This is a genomic window from Acinetobacter pragensis (assembly GCF_001605895.1).
GTDB classification, from domain to species: Bacteria; Pseudomonadota; Gammaproteobacteria; order Pseudomonadales; family Moraxellaceae; genus Acinetobacter; species Acinetobacter pragensis.
Genome location: NZ_LUAW01000071.1, coordinates 48,248 through 67,132, shown reverse-complemented (window position 1 = coordinate 67,132; position 18,885 = coordinate 48,248). Strand labels below are relative to the sequence as shown.

Sequence of the window (18,885 nt, the reverse complement as noted above, 5' to 3'; positions counted from 1 at the left end):
ACCGATTAGGCTATGCCTATTCTGCACTTTTGGATGAGCTATGTCTGACCTCCCTATTTCACCTGCATTGTTTAACCGCGCTACGGCAGGCAACCGCGATGCTCAATTTGAGCTGGCCGAAATTTATATGCAAAGTGAAAATGATGAGCATGTTGAACTGGCTGAAGAATGGGCGCTGAAAGCCGCGCAGCTCGGCCATGTTGAGGCCATGTATTGGCTGGGCGAAGGCTATGCGGTTTATGCCAAAGATATGTTAGAAGAAGACCCAGAAGAATCTAAAGCTTATTTTGAACATGCGCACCGCTGGCTGGAACAGGCTGCCAAACATAATCACCCTGCCGCAATTTTAGAGTTGGCGAATTTTTACCGCCGCGGCGATGTGGTTGAAAAAGATGTCGTAAAATCTATTGAGCTGGTGGAGCAGGCGGCAAAATTAGGTGAAGTGCAGGCCATGCGTGATTTGGCATTTATTTATGCCAATGGCCTAGGCATTGATGCTGATGAAGAAAAAGCAGATTTTTGGAATGAAAAAGCCAATACGGTTGAGCAGTGATTCAATCGCGATTTAACAAAATAAAGCCCATCTCTTGATGGGCTTTTTATTTAAACAATGCGGGTCTGTTTGCTACATAACATCGTCATTTACATCCACAGTAATGACTTGCCGGCAAATGCCCTCTGCTTGACGCTGCTGTTCAAACACTTCGGCTGACATGGCATCAAAACTGTCAAAGAAACTGATTTCAGTTTCATCCATGTCATAAACCAGTGAATGGTTGCCCACGCCTTCTAATGTATCGTAATACACAATCACGAATTTTTTTTGCTCAAAAGCCTGCTGAATTTGCGGATAAGCCAGTTCAGGCAAAACCGGCAGGTTCAGCAATTTCGCTTCTGCGTAGCTTAATTTCTCTTGCTCTTGAAGATCCGGATCTTCATCCGTATAGAATTGAACATTAAAGCCAAACTTTTTCAGTCCAACCGCCAAGCCAATGGTGGTTGCGCCATGCTCCGCATCATAACTGCAGACTTCTGTCAGCTGCTGGATATCAGCATCTATTCCCAAATGCTGCAGCAGCATCCATACGGCGTAAATGCCGCCGTTGGCTTCAAGATTGGTTAATTCTTCAGGCATTTCTAAAGCCATAATCAAAACTCAAAAACTTGTTTAGTGAATAATAAACGCATCATCGCTGATTTGCGTGAAAGATTGAATTATTCCCCAATTTTAGAGTGTACAAAAATAATGTCTAAATCCTGCTTAGGTACAAAATTCTTTTCAGACATTTGAAACCGTGTTGGACTGATTTTTGTTACCTTGCCCGCCCAGCAGAAGGACACGAGTTCTCCTGCATCGCGTTCAATCGTCAATTTAAAGTCTTGAATCGGCCTGGCCCAGTTCGCTCCAGTTTTTAAGATATAGCCCAATGCCTGATAGGGCGCATGCTGTGATTTTGCTTTCTTTAAACCGGCTTTAAAGTTCTGGTCCATGCAGTAAGCTTTGCTGTCATCTTCAGGATATAACGCCACAGAACCGCCAACCAGCGGCGCATATTGATGCTGCACACGGGTGAAAGCATTGGCTTTAAAGGTCTGTTTCCAGCTGTAAATAATCTGAGATGACCATGCAATCACTGCATCTTTATCGTTCGGCAGCGCTTTTTGCAAGGCAGCATTTTTACAGCTTCTCAGTTTGGCCTCAAAAGCCTCATAGTCATAATTTTGCCGATTCCAAGGGTTCAGCATGTCTTGTTCAGTAAACCCGCATTGCTTAAAAGCATCCGTTACATCCACTGGCGGAAATTTTTCATCATTTTGGATAAACGTCCGCACATGCATTTCAGGCTGTATAGATTTTCCATTGATCTGCACCTTAAAGCTTTTAAGCAAGCGTTCCGTATCCGCAAAATCGGATTCAAAGAAATTTTCAAGTTTCGGCAAGGGAAATAGAACCGTTTCTGTAACATCCTGACGGCTTAAATTTTTAAACTGGTAATCGACCTTAATCATTTTTTTACTAATAAACAGGTCTTCACTGAACATTTGAATGTCTTTATTTTTCAAGTACTGAATACCACCAGTTGCCACATAGCCTGTTGAGTCATTGGATGTAGCAATGACAGGCCAAAACAACAATATAGCCATTAAATATTTAGTCATTATTCTTATACTCCCAATCGATTTATAAAATTTAAATATTCAAAGCATAATTTTACAGATCAAGAAACCTATAACTCAGATATTAATCAATTTCGGATTGGAACAGAATCCATTTCCAAGTACAATACTGCGCTAGTCGAGGGATGCTGCGACTTTCTTATAGGCTGATTTTCAGAAATAGCAATATAAGATCGCTAGGCTCGACCATCGGTATTCTGCTCAGAATCACCAAAAACGGCATCCGCGAACATACTGATCAATTTTTTAATATAGGAGATCGTAATGAACGCGGTTAATGCTTCATTTACAGATTACAAAGTTGCTGACATCACTCTAGCTGATTACGGCCGTAAAGAAATCAAACTTGCTGAAGCAGAAATGCCAGCGCTAATGGGTCTTCGCAAACGCTATGCAGCAGCTAAACCGCTTGCTGGCGCGAAAATTCTTGGCTGTATCCACATGACTATTCAAACTGCAGTTTTAATTGAAACTCTAGTTGAATTGGGCGCAGAAGTTCGCTGGACATCTTGCAACATCTTCTCTACTCAAGACCATGCTGCTGCTGCAATCGCTGCTGCGGGTGTGCCAGTATTCGCTTGGAAAGGCGAAACTGAAGAAGAATACAACTGGTGCCTTGAACAGCAAATCAATGTGAATGGCACACCTTGGGATGCCAACATGATTCTGGACGATGGCGGTGACTTAACTGCGCTTGTTCACGAAAAATATCCTGAAGTCATTGCTAAAATCCACGGTATTACTGAAGAAACAACGACAGGCGTACAACGTCTTTACGAAATGCACCGCGACGGCACTTTAAAAGTTCCTGCGATTAACGTAAATGACTCTGTGACTAAGTCTAAAAACGACAACAAATATGGTTGCCGTCACTCGCTAAATGATGCAATCAAACGCGGTACAGATATGCTTTTATCTGGCCGCCGTGCGCTTGTAATCGGTTATGGTGACGTAGGTAAAGGTTCTGCACAATCACTTCGCCAAGAAGGCATGATTGTACGTGTAACTGAAGTTGACCCAATCTGCGCTATGCAAGCGTGCATGGACGGTTATGAAGTTGTAGCTCCGTACAAAAACGGCGTTCAAACTGGCAAAAAAGAAGACATCAACCTTGATCTTCTTCAAAATACAGACTTGATCGTAACGACAACTGGTAATTACCACGTTTGTGATTCAGCAATGCTTGATTCATTAAAAGCAGGCGCTGTTGTATGCAACATCGGTCACTTTGACACAGAAATCGATACCAACTACTTACGCGGTTACAAGTGGGTTGAAGTGAAGCCACAAGTACACCAAGTGTATCGTTCAGAAGATGAAAACAACTACCTGATCCTTCTTTCTGAAGGCCGTTTGGTTAACCTTGGTAATGCAACAGGTCACCCTTCACGTATTATGGATGGTTCTTTTGCCAACCAAGTATTGGGTCAAATGCATTTATTCGCTGAGAAATTTGCTGATCTTCCAGAGTCTGAAAAAGCTGCGCAAATCCGCGTAGAACTTATTCCTAAGAAATTAGACGAAGAAGTTGCTGCTGCGATGGTTGCAGGTTTCGGCGGCGTATTGACGACATTAACTCAAGAGCAAGCTGACTACTTAGGCGTTGCTGTTGAAGGTCCATTTAAAGCTGAAGCTTATAAATACTAAGTTTTATATTCCCCCTCATCCTAGCCTTCTCCCACAGGGAGAAGGGACTTGTCATTATAAGTAAATTCATAATGACAGTTCCCTCTCCTCTTAGGAGAGGGTTAGGGAGAGGTCTAAATAAAAAGTATTTATAAAAAAGGATTCCTCAATGTCTAAAAACATTCCGATTTCTTTTGAGTTTTTCCCCACGAAAACTGATGCTGGTGCGGAAAAGCTTAAAACTGTACATCAAGAACTTCAGCTGCTGAACCCTGAATTTTTCTCTGTGACATACGGCGCAGGCGGTTCTACCCGTGAGCGCACACTGTCTACATTGAACGATTTCAACGGCAAAGGCACACCTGTTGCTCCTCACCTGTCTTGTATTGGTGACAGCAAAGAACGTATTGCTGAATTGCTGGATTTGTATCAATCACAAGGTATCAACCGTATTGTTGCGCTGCGCGGTGACTTGCCGTCTGGTCAGGTTGGCTTAGGCGAATTGCCGTATGCAACGGATTTGGTTCGTTTCATCCGTGAACATACAGGCGATCACTTCAAAATTGAAGTTGCGGCCTACCCTGAAATGCATCCGCAAGCAGACAGCTTTGATTTAGACATCAAGCGTTTCTGCGATAAAGCCAATGCCGGCGCCAATGCAGCATTGACACAGTTCTTCTTTAATCCAGATGCTTACTTCTACTTTGTAGACCGCATTCAAAAAGAAGGTGTGAACATCCCTGTAGCACCGGGCATCATGCCAATTACCAATGCAAGCAACCTCATCCGCTTTGCAGATGGCACAGGCGCAGAAATTCCGCGCTGGATTCGCAAGCAATTGGCAACATACGGTGATGACACAGCATCAATCAAAGCTTTCGGTCATGAAGTGATTGTGAAATTGTGTGAACGCCTGATTGCTGGCGGCGCGCCAAGCCTGCACTTCTACACCATGAACACGACAGATCCAACACGTCAACTTGTGAAAGACCTCGGTCTTGTATAAGTCATTTCGACCTTTTTGAGAGTAAAACTTTAATGCCGCGTTTTTATATTGAAGCTGATTTAACTGTTGATACAACTATTGAATTAACGGAAACAGTATTTCATCACTGGGTAAAAGTTTTGCGTGCTCAAATTGGCGAAAAAGCCACCTTGTTTAATGGACAAGGCGGTGAATATGACGTGGCCTTATCAGATGTTGCCAAAAAGTCAGCGTCGGTACAGGTCATTTCATTTAACCCCGACAATCGCACCCCCGCTTTCCAAGCCTTACTCGGTCAAGTAATGAGCAAAGGTGACCGTATGGATTATGCCATTCAAAAAGCCGTTGAACTTGGGATTTCAGAAATTCAGCTGTTAACGTCTGAACGCTGTGAAATGCGTTTGAAGTATGACCGGGACCAAAAAAAGCTGGATCATTGGCAAGGCATCGCAATTGCGGCCTGTGAACAGTGCGGCATGAATATTGTCCCTAAAATTCATGCACCCATCAGTTTAGACAAATGGCTTGCATCCGAATTGCCTGAAACTAAACTTGTGCTGGCGCCAAATAAAGATGAAATAGATGTATTGGCGGATGCAGCGCCGCATATTGCCCTGCTGATTGGCCCAGAAGGCGGATTGAGTGAAGCCGAAATTCAGCAATCCAATAATGCTGGGTTTAAAAATTGGTGCATCGGCTCACGCGTACTGCGGACTGAAACTGCGCCTATCGCTGCTTTATCCATTCTTAACTACAGTTTCAAAATTTAATTCATCTGAATATTATATTTTTGTATATAATTTGATTGATTTTTATGCTTAACATTATTAGTCTTGAAATCAGGAATAAAAATTAAGCAATGAAAAAATAATAGCGTTTGGACTACAACAACAATTTTTAATTATACATTTAAATAAGGCACTTATATTGATGACAGACGATCAATATGACTATATCAAGCAGTACAATCATGCTGCTCAAATTGAAAATACGATTCGCTTGAGCCGTTATTTTCTCATCAGTATTCTTATTATTTGCCTATATATTTTTTGTATTTATCAAATTTACTTTAATGCTTCTGACTTCTATTTTAACCTTTGGTTTGTTGCTGCCGAATTATTCACCTGTTTTTGTTGGCTCATCAGCACAGTCTATTTTAAACCGAAGCAATTTGACTTAAAGCTTGCCCACCGCTGGCTTCAATTTCAATGCATCAGCATTGGGTCGCTTATCGCTTCCGGCATTTTCATAATTTATTACTACTTGCCGTCTGTAAACCCTAATTTTGCGGATATTCAGGCGCTGACCTTATCTGCATTATTGCTGATCGTCACCCAAACCTTTGGCTTGACCTATTTAACACAAAAACTCAATTATTTTTGCTTGGCTTTCTTACCGTCCATTGTGCCCTACTTGGTTTCACAATTTTTATTTATGGAGCAAAGCAACCATTTATTCAGCCTCGCCATCAATTTTGCTTTAATTGTCATGCTGCTATGTGCAACAACCTCCTACCGCATCCATCGCCGCATTTCCATCCTATATGCTAAAAACAGCCTTTTGGTTAAAGAAGCCGAACAGCAAGTGGCTTGGACAGATGACTTGTGCAAGCAGCTCAAAAATGAAATCAACCACTCTAAAGATATCGAAATGCAGCTGCAGCTGAACAATCAGCTGCTGGAGCAAAAAGTAAAAGAGCGGACTTTTGATATTGAGCAAATGAACAGGGATTTAGAAGATCAGCAGCAGAATCTTCAGCTCGCGCATGAAATTGCAGGTCTCAAACCTTGGGACTGGAACATTAAAGACCGTAAAATTTCCCTCGCCAACAATCATAAAGGCATTACTCAGCGCGGCTCAAAAGAACATCATTACCAGCTGCTGCATACAATTCACCCGGATGATGTAGAACAATTCAAAAATGCCATGAAACTGCATTTACGCGGTCAAAATGACCGTTATGAATCAACCTACCGAGTACAAAACAGCCAGACAGGAAAATGGAATTGGGTTCATGACATTGGCCGGATCATCAGCTGGGATCCAGACAATAACAAACCTGTACGCATGGTGGGTATCCGCCGCAACATTCAGCAGGAACGCACATCGCAAGAGCGTTTAAAGCTGGCAGCCAGCGTACTGGAACAAGCAGCCGAAGGTATTTTTATTCTTGATGCAGAACTTCGCTATTTAGATGTCAATCCATTTTATGAACAGCTGACCGGCTTCCGCCACGAACAAATTATTGGCAAGCATTTATTTGATATTGCAGCAAATTATAAATCACAGCAGCGCAGTGCGCATTCCGCAATTTTAAAACAGGTTTTGCAGCACCAGCAGTATGATGGAGAACTGTATGAAAAATTCCTCTCTGGAAAAGAATTAACGCTTTGGCTGCATATTAATGCGGTGATGGACGATCAAAACCGGGTCGCGCACTATATCGGCATAGTTTCAGACTTAACTGAACGCAAGCTGCAGGAACAGCGTTTATCTTATTTAGAAAATTATGACACCCTGACTGATTTGCCGAACCGGTTTTATTACAACTATCAGCTGCATCAATACTTGATTTCACAGCAGGATTCGCTCAAGCAGCTGGCTGTCATACGCCTCAATATTGACAGATTCCGCCCGCTGAATGAATATCTCAGCAACAATGGCGGTGATGAGCTGCTTCGGCAAGTTGCTCAGCGCCTGCGTTTAACCAATGCTGAAGCCTTATTTTTAGCCCATCTCAATGGCGATGATTTTGCTATTGTGTATGAGATTTCACATATCCGCCCTTCAGCCATGGAGCATTGTGAACGCATAGCCAAAGCCTTCACTTTGCCTTTCAATGTTTTAGGACAGGATCATGTCATCACATTATCCATGGGCTTGGCCTTTTATCCAGAGCATGGCCGCCAGCTGGATTATTTAAACAACTGCGCAGAGCAAGCCCTTACCGAAGCCAAGCATCTTGGCGGCAATACAATCCGCTTTTATTCCAATGAAAATACGGCGCTGCAAGAGCAAGGCATATTTTTGGAAAGAGACCTGCGCAAAGCCATTCAAAACAATGAACTCGTGGTCTATTACCAGCCAAAAATCAATTTCAGAGACAAGCATATTTACGGCTTTGAAGCGCTTGTACGCTGGAACCATCCAGAAAAAGGCATTATTCCTCCTGCCCTATTCATTCCGCTCGCCGAGCAAACCAGCCTGATTTCAGACATCGGGCGCATAGTGATTCAGCAAACAGCCAAACAAATCAAACAATGGAACCTTATGGGTTTTAATAACATTTGTGTCTCAGTTAATGTGGTCGCGCAGCAATTGCACCGCGGCCAACTGTTGACTGATTTGGATCAGGCCATTAAAACCAACAAAATATCCGGTGCAAGCCTAGAGCTGGAAATTACTGAATCCTCTTTAATTGAAAACTCGGATGCAGTCAAAAACCTGCTGCAGGAAATTAAAAACCGGCATATCAACATTTCGCTGGATGACTTTGGCACAGGTTACTCATCATTCTCGTATCTTGCTGATTTTCCAATTGATGTTTTAAAAATTGACCGCAGTTTTATTTCAAAAATCGGTCAAAACAAACAAGAAGCCATTGTCAGCGCCATGGTCGCCATGGGCAAGGCGATGGGGCTTACAGTCGTAGCTGAAGGCATAGAAACCGAACAGCAGCTGCAATATCTGCAAGATCTGGATTGTGACATCGCACAAGGCTATTTATTCTCCAAACCGCTTCCGGAAGCGGAAGCCACGCTGTATCTAAAGCAAAATATCCCCTCTCCGACTTATACATGCTGAATATAACTAAAGCTTTCTCAGCTATAAGTTTGTTGGAAAAAGGTACTTTAGCGACTGTCCGAAGCGCTGAACAAATGATATATTCAAGCTTAATTTAAGAACCACTACCCGCATTTTTGGGCAACTCAAAACAAACGAGATACAGATGGACGATCAATCTTTAAAACAGCAGGCTTTGTACTATCACGAATTTCCAACACCGGGGAAAATCAGCGTTACGCCAAGCAAACAATTGGTCAACCAACACGATTTAGCCCTTGCATACTCGCCAGGTGTTGCTGCACCTTGTTTAGAAATTGAACGCGACCCATCTACTGCTGCGCTTTACACAGCGCGCGGTAATCTTGTTGCTGTAGTCAGTAACGGTACAGCCGTACTGGGCTTGGGCAACATTGGTCCATTGGCGTCTAAACCTGTTATGGAAGGTAAAGGCGTTTTATTCAAAAAATTCGCTGGTGTCGATGTCTTTGACATTGAAATTGCTGAAAACGATCCAGACAAAATCGTAGATATCGTTGCAGCATTAGAACCTACTTTTGGCGGTATCAACCTTGAAGACATCAAGGCCCCAGAGTGCTTCTACATCGAGCAAAAACTTCGTGAACGCATGAATATCCCTGTGTTCCATGATGACCAGCACGGTACCTCAATTATTGTGGGTTCTGCTTTGCTCAATGCACTGCAATTGAACGGCAAGAAAATTGAAGAAATCAAAATTATTGCGTCAGGCGCCGGCGCTGCTGCCCTTTCATGCTTAAACTTGCTTTGTGCTTTGGGCGCCAAGAAAGAAAACATTATTGTTGCTGACTCACGCGGTTTATTAACGACGAAACGTGAAGGCTTGGATGAGTCTAAAAAGGCTTATGTTCAAGACATCGAAGGCTCACAGCTTGCTGATGTCATGGAAGGCGCTGACATGTTCCTAGGCCTTTCAGCCGCAGGCATTTTGACCAAAGAAATGGTCAAAGTGATGGCGAAAGACCCGATCATTTTCGCGCTGGCCAACCCAGATCCAGAAATTCTGCCTGAACATGCCCACGAAGCGCGTTCAGATGTGATTATGGCGACAGGCCGTTCTGACTATCCAAACCAAGTCAACAACGCGCTATGCTTCCCGTATATCTTCCGTGGCGCGCTGGACGTTGGCGCAACCACCATTAATGAAGAAATGAAGATTGCCTGCGTGCATGCCATTGCACGCATGGCGCATGTTGAAGCGGATGCAGCATCTTACGGTGAAAAATCTGCCTCATTTGGCCGCGATTACCTGATCCCTCGCCCGCTTGATCAGCGCCTAATTCTTGAAATTGCACCAGCAATTGCTCAGGCAGCAATGGACTCTGGCGTTGCAACCCGCCCTATCCAAGACTTCTCTGCGTATCGTCAGCGTCTTTCTGAGTTTGTTTACAACTCAGCATTTATGATGAAGCCGATTTTTGCGCAAGCGAAAACGGATCCGAAACGTATTGCTTATGCGGAAGGTGAAGACCTGCGCGTACTTCGCGCAGTGCAAATTGCAGTCGATGAAGATTTGGCAAAACCGATTCTTGTGGGCCGCCCTGCAGTGATTGAAGCGAACATCAAAAAGCTGGGCTTACGTCTTGAAGATGGTGTCAACATCACGATTGTCGATCAAGAAAAAAATCCTGATTACGACAAATTTGCTGATGACTACTACAGCATCATGCAGCGCAAGGGTGTTACACCTGAATATGCGCAGCGTGAAGCGCGCCGCCGTTCTACACTGATTGCAGCAATGCTGGTTCGTCATGGCGTTGCAGATGGCATGCTGTGCGGTACATATTCAAGCTACGACATTCACTTAGACTTTGTCAGCAATGTAATTGGACTCAAAGAAGGCCGCAATAACTTCTTTACCTTGAATGCATTGATGCTTGAAGACCGTAACCTATTCATCGCAGATACCTACATCAACCGTAATCCAACTGCGGAACAGCTGGCTGAAATGACCATTTTAGCTGCTGAAGAAGTCCGCCGTTTTGGTATTACACCGCGCGTTGCACTGCTTTCTCACTCAAGTTTCGGTTCAGACCAAAACGATGCCAGCGCGCAAAAAATGCGTAAGGTATATGATATTTTGTCTGAAATTGCCCCAGAGCTTGAAGTGGAAGGTGAAATGCATGGTGATGCGGCACTGGATGAGAATATCCGTCATTTCGCATACCCGAACTCGCGCTTTAAGGGTTCAGCAAACCTGCTTATCATGCCGAACCTTGACGCAGCCAATATTTCATTCAACTTGTTGAAAGCAACATCAGGCAACAATGTAACAATTGGCCCAATCCTGCTTGGCGCGGCAAAACCGGTTCATATTTTAACTCCGACGGCAACAACCCGCCGCTTAGTGAATATGACCGCTTTAACAGTGGCTGAAATTCAAGAAAATGAGAAGTCAGCTCTTTAATTTAGCTGGCTAGATCACACTTATAGACTTGAGAAAACCTCTATTCTGTTGCATGATGGCTTCAAGAATAGAGGTTTTTTCATGCAAGTTTATTTAGTAGGCGGTGCAGTACGGGATCAGCTTCTCGGGCACCCCTATCACGAAAAAGATTATGTTGTTGTCGGCGCAACGCCGGAACAAATGCTTGCTCAAGGCTTTCAGCCTGTGGGTAAAGATTTCCCCGTTTTCCTGCATCCTGAAACCAAAGACGAATATGCGCTGGCCCGTACTGAACGTAAGTCCGGCCACGGTTATCACGGCTTTGAATTTTATACAGATCCCACGGTAACGCTCGAACAGGATCTGATTCGCCGTGATTTAACAATCAATGCCATTGCGCAAGACGATGACGGCAAGCTGTACGACCCTTACGGCGGTCAGAAAGATCTTGAAGACCGAAAGCTCCGCCACGTTTCCGCCGCTTTCGCAGAAGATCCGCTGCGCGTTTTGCGTATTGCCCGTTTTGCCGCCCGCTATAAAAATTTAGGCTTTCAAATCACGGATGAAACTTTAGCGCTGATGAAACAATTAGCCGAGTCTGGCGAGCTGGAGGCTTTAACGCCTGAACGGGTTTGGAAAGAAACTTCCCGCGCCTTAATGGAAGATCATGCAGACGAATATTTTGAAGTTTTGCGGGCCTGCGGCGCGTTAAAGGTCTTATTTCCAGAATTGGATCAGCTGTACGGCATTCCGCAGCGCCCGGAATATCATCCCGAGATTGACTGCGGCATACATACCATGATGTCGCTTCAGCAAGCCTGCCGTGCCAATTACTCACTTGATGTGCGTTTTGCAGTTTTGGTGCATGACTTAGGAAAAGCCTTAACCCCGAAGGATGAACTGCCGCGCCACATCATGCATGAAGAACGCGGCCTGAAACCTGTAACTGAGGTCTGCGAGCGTTTGCGTGTTCCAGCCAATACCAAACAGCTGGCTCTGGCGGTATGCAAAGAGCATTTAAAATGTCATCAAGCGCTGACGCTGAAGCCGGGCACACTGTGGCGCTTATTGCAGCGTCTGGATGTTTTGCGCCGTCCTGAACGGGTGGAAGCATTTGTTCAAGCCTGTGAATGCGATTCACGCGGCCGCCTGGGGCTTGAAAACCGTGATTATCCTCAAGCGCAGTATGTGCTGGATGCCATGCAGGTCGTCCGCGGCATTAAAGCGCAAGACTTGCCCGCAGACATTCAAGGCCCTGATATTGGCGAAATGCTGATAGAACGCCGCATTGCAGCTTTATCTGATTTTAAATCACAGCAAGTTACAGCCCCGGTCATCTGAAATAAATAAAGCTCCTCATGGAGCTTTATTTTATTGTCACTTTATTTCAACATTGGCCTTATGAGATTTCAGCCGGGAAAGTAATCACTTTTTCCAGTTTCATTTGCTCAGTGGCAATCATCAGCAAACGGTCTATGCCCAATGCAATGCCTGAACATTCAGGCATATTCGGCAAGGCTGCCAGTAAATATTCATCTATCGGCATAATATGCAAGCCTAGCTTTTCGCGCTCCGCAGTATCCGCTTCAAAGCGCCCGCGCAGTATGTCAGCATCAATCAGTTCGTCATATGCATTGGCAAGCTCTAAACCTTCGATATACAGCTCAAAACGCGCGGCAACCAATTCACCATCTTCATCGATTCTAGTTTTCGCCAAAGAAGCCATTTCAGGCGGGAAATCAGTTAAAAATACAGGCGCATCAAAACCTAAGCTGGGTTCGACCATGTGAGAAAATAACAGATCAATATAACCCAGCCGATCATCACCCAAATCCAAATTCAGTCCGACACGGCGGCAGGCATCTTTCAATTCTGCTAATGTCGCTTTCAGCGGATTCAGATCCAAGCGGTCCATAAAGGCATGCTTATAACTGTAAATGGCCGGGCGCACTTCCCCAAAACGCTGCGCTAAAACCACATTCAGCAAATCTGTTACTTCAAGCATTAAATCTTTGAGTGAAAATTCAGGCCGGTACCATTCCAGCATGGTGAATTCACTGTTGTGCTTTCGGCCATGCTCATCATCACGGAATACTTTGCACATTTGATAGATTGCGCCGCTGCCGCTGGCAAGCAAACGCTTCATGGCAAATTCAGGCGAGGTCTGCAAATAATGCGTTTGCTTTTTGCCGCCCACATGACGCTGCGCCTGTACAGAGGCCAAATGTACATCAGTTACCCCCGCTTGCGATAAAATGGGTGTTTCCACTTCCAGCACGTCGCGTTCCGCGAAAAAACGGCGAATCTGCGCATACATTTGCGCACGGGCGCGCATGGCTTTTAACGCGCAGGTCGGCTGATACTGAATCGTGTTTTGCTCAAGGCTCTGCATTGACTGGCTCATGCTTTCGGCCCTCCGTGCGCGGCCCATTCACGGCGCAGCGGATACGTTTTACGCAAATAATCGAAAGCCTTTTGCTCGACCTTGCCATCTTTAACACAGGCGCGCAAATTGGCATCATCGCGGGCAATATCATATATCTCATGCAAATGCTGTTTCAGAACAGTTTTCAGCGGCTGATGTTCAAACAGCGCATCACAGACCGGCAGCTGAGTTTCAAATTGCTTATCTGAAGTTTTTTCAAATGCTTTGCAAAAAGCATCATAGATCATTTGTGTGCCGCGCGCCTTGCCTTCCAAACTGTAGCCGGCAATATGCGGCGTAACCACTGTGATTAAATTCAGCAGCGCTTCAGAAATTTCAGGCTCATGTTCAAAGACATCCAAAACCACCTTGCGCTGTGTTTTTTGAATATCATCCATTAAATCCGCTTCCGCAACCACAGGTCCGCGCGCTGAATTAATCAGTATGGCCTCTGGCTTCATTTGCGACAGCGCCATTGAATCGATTAAATGGAATGTTGGATGCAAAGATGTTTTGGTCAGCGGCACATGTATTGAAATGGCATCCGCTGTTTTCAGCAGCTCATTCAATTCGACTTGCTCGATATGTTCGCGGCAGACAAAGGGGTCATAGCCAATCACATTCCAGCCCAGCAATTTTGCCATGGCGGCTAAACGCGAACCGACATTGCCTAGGCCAATTACGCCTAGAGTGAATTGTTCATTGGCGTCAATCAGTTCAGGCTTTAATTTTATTAAAGCTGTAATGACATATTCCGCAACCGCCTGCGCATTGCAGCCGGCCGCATTCGACCATACAATCCCCTGCGCCTCAAGCGCCGGAATATCCAAATGATCGGTTCCAATCGTCGCGCTGCCGACAAATTTCAGGGCAGTCTGCTGAATCAATGCGGAATTTACTTTTGTGACAGAACGGACCAGCAGCGCTTCGGCATCCTGAACATCTTCATGGGTCAAGGCACGTCCGGCTTTGTGTTCAATCCCACCAAATTCGGCAAAAAAATAATCGGTAAATGCCAGATTTTCATCCGCAATGATTTTCATAACAGCATCCAAATTTTTACTGCCGTTATGATAGCGCTTTTAGCCGCAGAGTCACTATGCTTGTTTGTAGAAGCGCACAGTTGGCCGCTCTCTTAAGGTTCAAAAAACAGGCCGCCGCAAAACAAAAAAAGCCGGCATTGAGCCGGCTTTAATGAAACTTAATTATTTTACTGCAGCGGTCAGCATCACTTCGACCAACACTTGCGGGCGCGCCAAGTCTGCTTGAAGCGCTGCACGGGCCGGCGCTGCACCTTCCGGCAGCCAAGCTTCCCAGCACTCATTAAATACAGCAAAATCACGCTCAATATGCTTAATCCAGATTTGCGCTGTCAAAATCCGGCTTTTATCGCTATTGGCCTGTTCCAGCAGATCATCAATTTTTTGCAGGACTTCTACAGTCTGCTGTTTGGCATCGGCATCCAGCGTAGTCGGCACTTGACCGGATACATAGACCAAACCGCCATGCACCACACAGCCCGATAGGCGCGCTGAGGCATTAATGCGCTGTATTTCGTTGCTCATGAATATTTCTCCATCGATAAGCCTTCTAAATGAATTGGTGATTTGGCATGGCTGATCAGCTGCGCAATAACCATTGCACTGCCGGCAGCCAAAGTAAATCCTAAACTGCCTTGACCAATATTTGACCATAAATTTGCATATTTTGTGCGGCCCAAAATTGGCGGACCTTTGGGGGTAGACGGTCTTAATCCGCTCCATTCAATGGCGTCATCTACACCCTCCAAATCAGGAAAAGTCTTTTGAACCGTTTGCTTCAAGGCATCCATCCGCTCTTTTCGGATATCGACATGCTGATAGCCAATATCCACCATCGCCGCAATGCGCAGGCGGTCACCCAATTTGGCATAGACAATTTTATTAGCGTAATCAGTCACACTGATGCTTGGCACAGCATTTAATTTTTTAGGAAACGGCAGCGTCAAGCTATAACCTTTCAGCGGATACAGCGGTACAGAGATACCGGCCAAATCAAAAATTGCAGTACTGCCATTACCCGCCGCCACCACAAACTCATCCGCTTCAATGCGTTTTTTTGTGGTTTCTAAAGCAGATATTTTATTATTCTCGGCAAAGAAATCGGTCACCTTATGCTCATATAAACATTCAAAATCTGCATGCCCTTCTAATTCCTTATACAGCGCCAGACAGAATTTATAGCAGTCTGCCGTTTCATCATCGGGGGTGAAAATCGATCCCGCCAACTCAGATTCAATGCCTTTCAGGGCCGGTTCAATCTGTACGGTCTCTTGACGCGTCAGCGCTTTTTGCACCGCAGGATCAATGCCGCTACTGGCTTTTTTAAAGGTCTTTTCATCACGGTGAATTACCATTTTTCCTGATTTCACCCAGCAGAAATCATCCAGCTGATTCCGCCATGTTTTCATAATACTTTGACTATAAAGAGATAAGCGTAAAATATGATTGCCATTAACCACATTGTCTTTACGGTTGCAGGCCAATAGAAACTGCAGCAGCCAAGACCATTGAAACGGTGAAATATTCAGTTTGAAATTTAATGGCGAATGCGCTTTGCCCAGCCATTGCAAAGCCTGAATCGGCACACCGGCATCGGCCAATGGCGCGACATAGCGGTAACTCAGCTGACCGCCGTTGGCATAGCTCGTCTGACAGCCAACCTTATCATTTGCTTCAACCAGTGTGACTTTATGCCCTGACTGTATAAGCGCATAAGCGGTACTTAAACCAATGACACCGCCCCCAATGACTACCACATGCTTTTTCATGCCTACTCAGCTTCATTCTTAAAACAACTTCATTAAAGTAGAAGAATCATGTATTAACAAATGAGTTTTTCAACACAGAGCATAACCTTTAGTTAAGTGATGGCGTGATCAAGCCAATATCTGAGCGGATCAGTTCAATAAAATTTTCGACCGCCTGCGTCGTGCTGACACTGGCGTTGCGCAGAATGTAAATTGTGGTGTGCATGCTGGGTGTCAAACTGTGAATCATCTCTTTGGGCAATGAATAAGCTGCCGTATAGATATCCGTAATGCTGCAGCCGATGCCCTGACGCACCAGCTCACTGGCCATATAGTAGGTCTGCACATTGACAATGCTAGTGTTGAATTCACGATGTTTAGACAATACCGACATAAGTGATGATGCATCGGGCTGAATCCAGCGGTTTTCATCAATCGATGAGATATTTTTAGCCGAACGCATTTTTTCCGAATCAATATACACCAGCGGAATATCTAAAATAGGCGTGGCAATAATGCCGTGCTGCGTATGCGGCTCAAAGGTCACAGCAAAGTCAATTTCGCGCTGCAGCAATTTCTGCTCCAGCGATTGGGTATGGTCTGTACCGATATTGACGAAGACTTCAGGATATTTTTTCAAGTACTGCGCCGTCAGCTTCGGTATTAGACTTAAGCCTAAGCTAGGCAGGCAGCCGAGCGTTATTTTCCCCTGCGGATTTTTCGCCAAATTATGCGTCAGCTTATTCAGTTTGTTTATTTTTTCGTAAATCGGCTTCACTTCTTCATATAAAATATACGCCTCATTTGTGGGCTGCAGCTTGCCTTTTATGCGCTTAAATAAGGCAAAACCCAAACGCTGTTCCGCGTGTTTCAACAGTTTGCTCGCTGCAGGCTGTGATATGCAAAGCGATGAGGCCGCTTCCGATAATGACCCATAAAGCATCACTGCATAGAACATTTCAAGATGGCGAAGATTCATAATAGAGCACATAACTATGGGTTATAGGCAATCTATTAGAATTCATTACTTAATGTCAATAAAGCCTTGTAAATTGACCGGCATATCCAGAACAAGCAATCAGGGAGAGAACATGCAGCTTGAGTCATCAACTGCGTCCATAAACCCAATATGGACTCAAAAAAATTTTGCGTTAAGCGCCATTATCATTTTATGCTTTGCTCTGGCTTTATATGCTAGAACTTTACCCATAGCTGATGTTGGAGTAATCGGCCTGCTGCCTATTTTCGCCTTAGCTATTTTAACTGTCATCGGATTGGATATCGTTCTATCAGTCATTGTCGCCATCCTGATCAGTGTGGTCATGACTTCTACCGGTGTACTGGAACTGGGGGCAATTTTAGCCAAATCAACCGGTTCATTTATTGCAACGGTCGGGCTGATTATCATGCTGGGCGCAGGTGTAGGTGAAGTTGCAAACAGAACTGGCGCTGCCCGTGAATTGGTCAAATTTATTGTCAATAAGGTTGGCTTATCCAGTCAAAGCCGCGTTAAGCTCGGCATTATTCTGTCATCCATTATCATTTGCGGCGCATTGGGCACTATGGCTGGCGGCAACGCAATTATTGTGGCGGTGGTTATTCCCATTGCAGCCGCTGTCGGCTTAACCCCGCCGACGGTTGCTTTGCTGTTGATGATTTCAGGTTCTATCGGCTTATTTATTGGACCATTTACCCCCAGTACGGTAACAATTCTTGAACTTGGCGGTTTAAGCTATCCTCAATTCCTTCTGACATCCGCATTGCCGATGAGCATTGTAACCTTGGGCACGGGCTGGATCATGTCCAATTACATTCAAAAATGGACTGTAGGCAAATATGAATACAACGCAAGCTTTCTGAATCAAAAAGAAGATACCGATCCAGAAAATCAGAAGCGCAGTAAACGCGCAGCAGCAGTATTTATCGGCACAATTATTGTCATGGCAATCATTGGCATTAGCCTTAAAGCCGGATTCAGCTTCGCCATTATTGTAATGCTGACTGTAGCATTGTTCACAGGTCTGGTTGCCGGCATGGCGCCTAAACAGATTTTAGAAGCGCTGTATGACGGCTGCGGAAAATTGGTTTGGATGTTCATCCTTTACTGGCTGTATAACCCTATTTTGGAATTGGTAGAAAAGCTCAATGCTTACCAGACGCTGCTGGACAATGTCACTCCCTATCTCACAGGATTAACGCCAGCCATGCTGTGCTTCTTTATTTTCCTGTTCAATATTGTCGGCCATATTCCTGGAGCAGCGGTTGCACAAATGACCTTCACCAATAAAATTTTTGGCCCGATTCTGATTGCGCATGGTGTTCCGCCTGCAGGCGTCACAGCCGTACTGCTCGCCAGCTCTCAAGTTGACTGGTTTGGCCCTTTCCCTTCTTCTGACATGTTTGGACAAATGGGGCTTGCGCGCTCCAGCCAGTTGAAATATATGCTGTTTGGCGGATGGGCAATTGTGATTGCCAATATCGGCTTATTTGCTGTGCTGTTCCATATTCTCAATTAAAGTTTGAAAGGATTAATTAATGCAATAGCTCCAATAATGGGGCTATTTTTTATAAAAAAAGAACTTCATAATAAATAAAAATAACGCCAAGTTTGCAGATGTTCTTAATCAGTCATACAACTGCATAATCAGGCTCCCTCTATATCGTTCACAAAACTT

15 protein-coding genes are annotated in these 18,885 nt (G+C 44.7%); 8 read left to right on the top strand and 7 right to left on the bottom strand.

Translation table 11 applies throughout. From position 1 onward, the window contains the following. Positions 1-40 precede the first annotated feature (40 nt). Positions 41-553, top strand: a complete 513-nt coding sequence (locus tag AZH43_RS17570; protein ID WP_067672642.1) for a tetratricopeptide repeat protein — start codon at positions 41-43, stop codon at positions 551-553. A gap of 72 nt (positions 554-625) precedes the next feature. Here AZH43_RS17570 and AZH43_RS17565 read toward each other — a convergent pair whose 3' ends face one another. Beyond that, positions 626-1,147 (bottom strand): cysteine peptidase family C39 domain-containing protein, encoded by a 522-nt coding sequence (locus AZH43_RS17565; RefSeq protein ID WP_067672639.1) that lies wholly within the window; start codon positions 1,145-1,147, stop codon positions 626-628. 68 nt (positions 1,148-1,215) lie between these two features. After that, positions 1,216-2,160, bottom strand: coding sequence for a DUF4424 family protein (locus tag AZH43_RS17560; protein WP_067672636.1), 945 nt, complete (start codon positions 2,158-2,160; stop codon positions 1,216-1,218). Between the two features lie 282 nt (positions 2,161-2,442). On the opposite strand from AZH43_RS17560, the gene ahcY reads away from it, so the two are divergent. The 6 genes from ahcY (at position 2,443) to AZH43_RS17530 (ending at position 12,338) form a co-directional block, all read left to right on the top strand. Beyond that, positions 2,443-3,825 (top strand): adenosylhomocysteinase, encoded by a 1,383-nt coding sequence (gene ahcY, locus AZH43_RS17555; protein WP_067672633.1) that lies wholly within the window; start codon positions 2,443-2,445, stop codon positions 3,823-3,825. A gap of 148 nt (positions 3,826-3,973) precedes the next feature. Next, positions 3,974-4,810, top strand: a complete 837-nt coding sequence (metF, locus tag AZH43_RS17550; RefSeq protein ID WP_067672630.1) for a methylenetetrahydrofolate reductase [NAD(P)H] — start codon at positions 3,974-3,976, stop codon at positions 4,808-4,810. A gap of 32 nt (positions 4,811-4,842) precedes the next feature. Further along, positions 4,843-5,559: a 16S rRNA (uracil(1498)-N(3))-methyltransferase gene (locus AZH43_RS17545; RefSeq protein ID WP_067672627.1), complete on the top strand. Its 717-nt coding sequence runs from the start codon at positions 4,843-4,845 to the stop codon at positions 5,557-5,559. Between the two features lie 160 nt (positions 5,560-5,719). Next, positions 5,720-8,593 carry a bifunctional diguanylate cyclase/phosphodiesterase gene (locus AZH43_RS17540; protein WP_067672624.1) on the top strand — a complete coding sequence of 958 codons (2,874 nt, stop codon included), beginning with the start codon at positions 5,720-5,722 and terminating at the stop codon, positions 8,591-8,593. 145 nt (positions 8,594-8,738) lie between these two features. Beyond that, positions 8,739-11,018 carry an NADP-dependent malic enzyme gene (locus AZH43_RS17535; protein ID WP_067672621.1) on the top strand — a complete coding sequence of 760 codons (2,280 nt, stop codon included), beginning with the start codon at positions 8,739-8,741 and terminating at the stop codon, positions 11,016-11,018. Positions 11,019-11,099: 81 nt separating this feature from the next. Continuing rightward, positions 11,100-12,338, top strand: coding sequence for a multifunctional CCA addition/repair protein (locus tag AZH43_RS17530; RefSeq protein WP_067672618.1), 1,239 nt, complete (start codon positions 11,100-11,102; stop codon positions 12,336-12,338). Between the two features lie 58 nt (positions 12,339-12,396). Here AZH43_RS17530 and epmA read toward each other — a convergent pair whose 3' ends face one another. From epmA to AZH43_RS17505, 5 genes are all read right to left on the bottom strand, one after another. Beyond that, the gene (gene epmA, locus AZH43_RS17525; RefSeq protein WP_106386957.1) at positions 12,397-13,389 is read right to left on the bottom strand and encodes an EF-P lysine aminoacylase EpmA; all 993 of its coding nucleotides are present in this window, start codon (positions 13,387-13,389) and stop codon (positions 12,397-12,399) included. A gap of 8 nt (positions 13,390-13,397) precedes the next feature. Further along, positions 13,398-14,465, bottom strand: coding sequence for a 4-phosphoerythronate dehydrogenase (locus tag AZH43_RS17520; protein ID WP_067672612.1), 1,068 nt, complete (start codon positions 14,463-14,465; stop codon positions 13,398-13,400). Between the two features lie 162 nt (positions 14,466-14,627). After that, positions 14,628-14,987, bottom strand: a complete 360-nt coding sequence (locus AZH43_RS17515; RefSeq protein WP_067672609.1) for a RidA family protein — start codon at positions 14,985-14,987, stop codon at positions 14,628-14,630. Further along, complete coding sequence (locus AZH43_RS17510; protein ID WP_067672606.1) at positions 14,984-16,231, bottom strand: D-amino acid dehydrogenase; 1,248 nt, start codon at positions 16,229-16,231, stop codon at positions 14,984-14,986. Before AZH43_RS17510 ends, AZH43_RS17515 begins: the two co-directional genes overlap by 4 nt. A gap of 88 nt (positions 16,232-16,319) precedes the next feature. After that, positions 16,320-17,189 carry a LysR family transcriptional regulator gene (locus AZH43_RS17505; protein ID WP_067672603.1) on the bottom strand — a complete coding sequence of 290 codons (870 nt, stop codon included), beginning with the start codon at positions 17,187-17,189 and terminating at the stop codon, positions 16,320-16,322. 112 nt (positions 17,190-17,301) lie between these two features. Here AZH43_RS17505 and AZH43_RS17500 point away from each other — a divergent pair, with 112 nt between their 5' ends. Then, positions 17,302-18,726 carry a Na+/H+ antiporter NhaC family protein gene (locus tag AZH43_RS17500; protein WP_067672600.1) on the top strand — a complete coding sequence of 475 codons (1,425 nt, stop codon included), beginning with the start codon at positions 17,302-17,304 and terminating at the stop codon, positions 18,724-18,726. Positions 18,727-18,885: the final 159 nt, after the last annotated feature.

Excerpts from the sequence above, each read along its gene's own strand:
- AZH43_RS17560 (WP_067672636.1), bottom strand. The coding sequence starts at position 2,160 with ATGACTAAATATTTAATGGCTATATTGTTGTTTTGGCCTGTCATTGCT.
- metF (WP_067672630.1), top strand. The coding sequence starts at position 3,974 with ATGTCTAAAAACATTCCGATTTCTTTTGAGTTTTTCCCCACGAAAACT.
- AZH43_RS17565 (WP_067672639.1), bottom strand. The coding sequence starts at position 1,147 with ATGGCTTTAGAAATGCCTGAAGAATTAACCAATCTTGAAGCCAACGGC.
- ahcY (WP_067672633.1), top strand. The coding sequence starts at position 2,443 with ATGAACGCGGTTAATGCTTCATTTACAGATTACAAAGTTGCTGACATC.
- AZH43_RS17530 (WP_067672618.1), top strand. The coding sequence starts at position 11,100 with ATGCAAGTTTATTTAGTAGGCGGTGCAGTACGGGATCAGCTTCTCGGG.
- AZH43_RS17570 (WP_067672642.1), top strand. The coding sequence starts at position 41 with ATGTCTGACCTCCCTATTTCACCTGCATTGTTTAACCGCGCTACGGCA.
- AZH43_RS17535 (WP_067672621.1), top strand. The coding sequence starts at position 8,739 with ATGGACGATCAATCTTTAAAACAGCAGGCTTTGTACTATCACGAATTT.
- epmA (WP_106386957.1), bottom strand. The coding sequence starts at position 13,389 with ATGCAGAGCCTTGAGCAAAACACGATTCAGTATCAGCCGACCTGCGCG.
- AZH43_RS17505 (WP_067672603.1), bottom strand. The coding sequence starts at position 17,189 with ATGAATCTTCGCCATCTTGAAATGTTCTATGCAGTGATGCTTTATGGG.
- AZH43_RS17540 (WP_067672624.1), top strand. The coding sequence starts at position 5,720 with ATGACAGACGATCAATATGACTATATCAAGCAGTACAATCATGCTGCT.
- AZH43_RS17500 (WP_067672600.1), top strand. The coding sequence starts at position 17,302 with ATGCAGCTTGAGTCATCAACTGCGTCCATAAACCCAATATGGACTCAA.
- AZH43_RS17545 (WP_067672627.1), top strand. The coding sequence starts at position 4,843 with ATGCCGCGTTTTTATATTGAAGCTGATTTAACTGTTGATACAACTATT.
- AZH43_RS17520 (WP_067672612.1), bottom strand. The coding sequence starts at position 14,465 with ATGAAAATCATTGCGGATGAAAATCTGGCATTTACCGATTATTTTTTT.
- AZH43_RS17510 (WP_067672606.1), bottom strand. The coding sequence starts at position 16,231 with ATGAAAAAGCATGTGGTAGTCATTGGGGGCGGTGTCATTGGTTTAAGT.
- AZH43_RS17515 (WP_067672609.1), bottom strand. The coding sequence starts at position 14,987 with ATGAGCAACGAAATACAGCGCATTAATGCCTCAGCGCGCCTATCGGGC.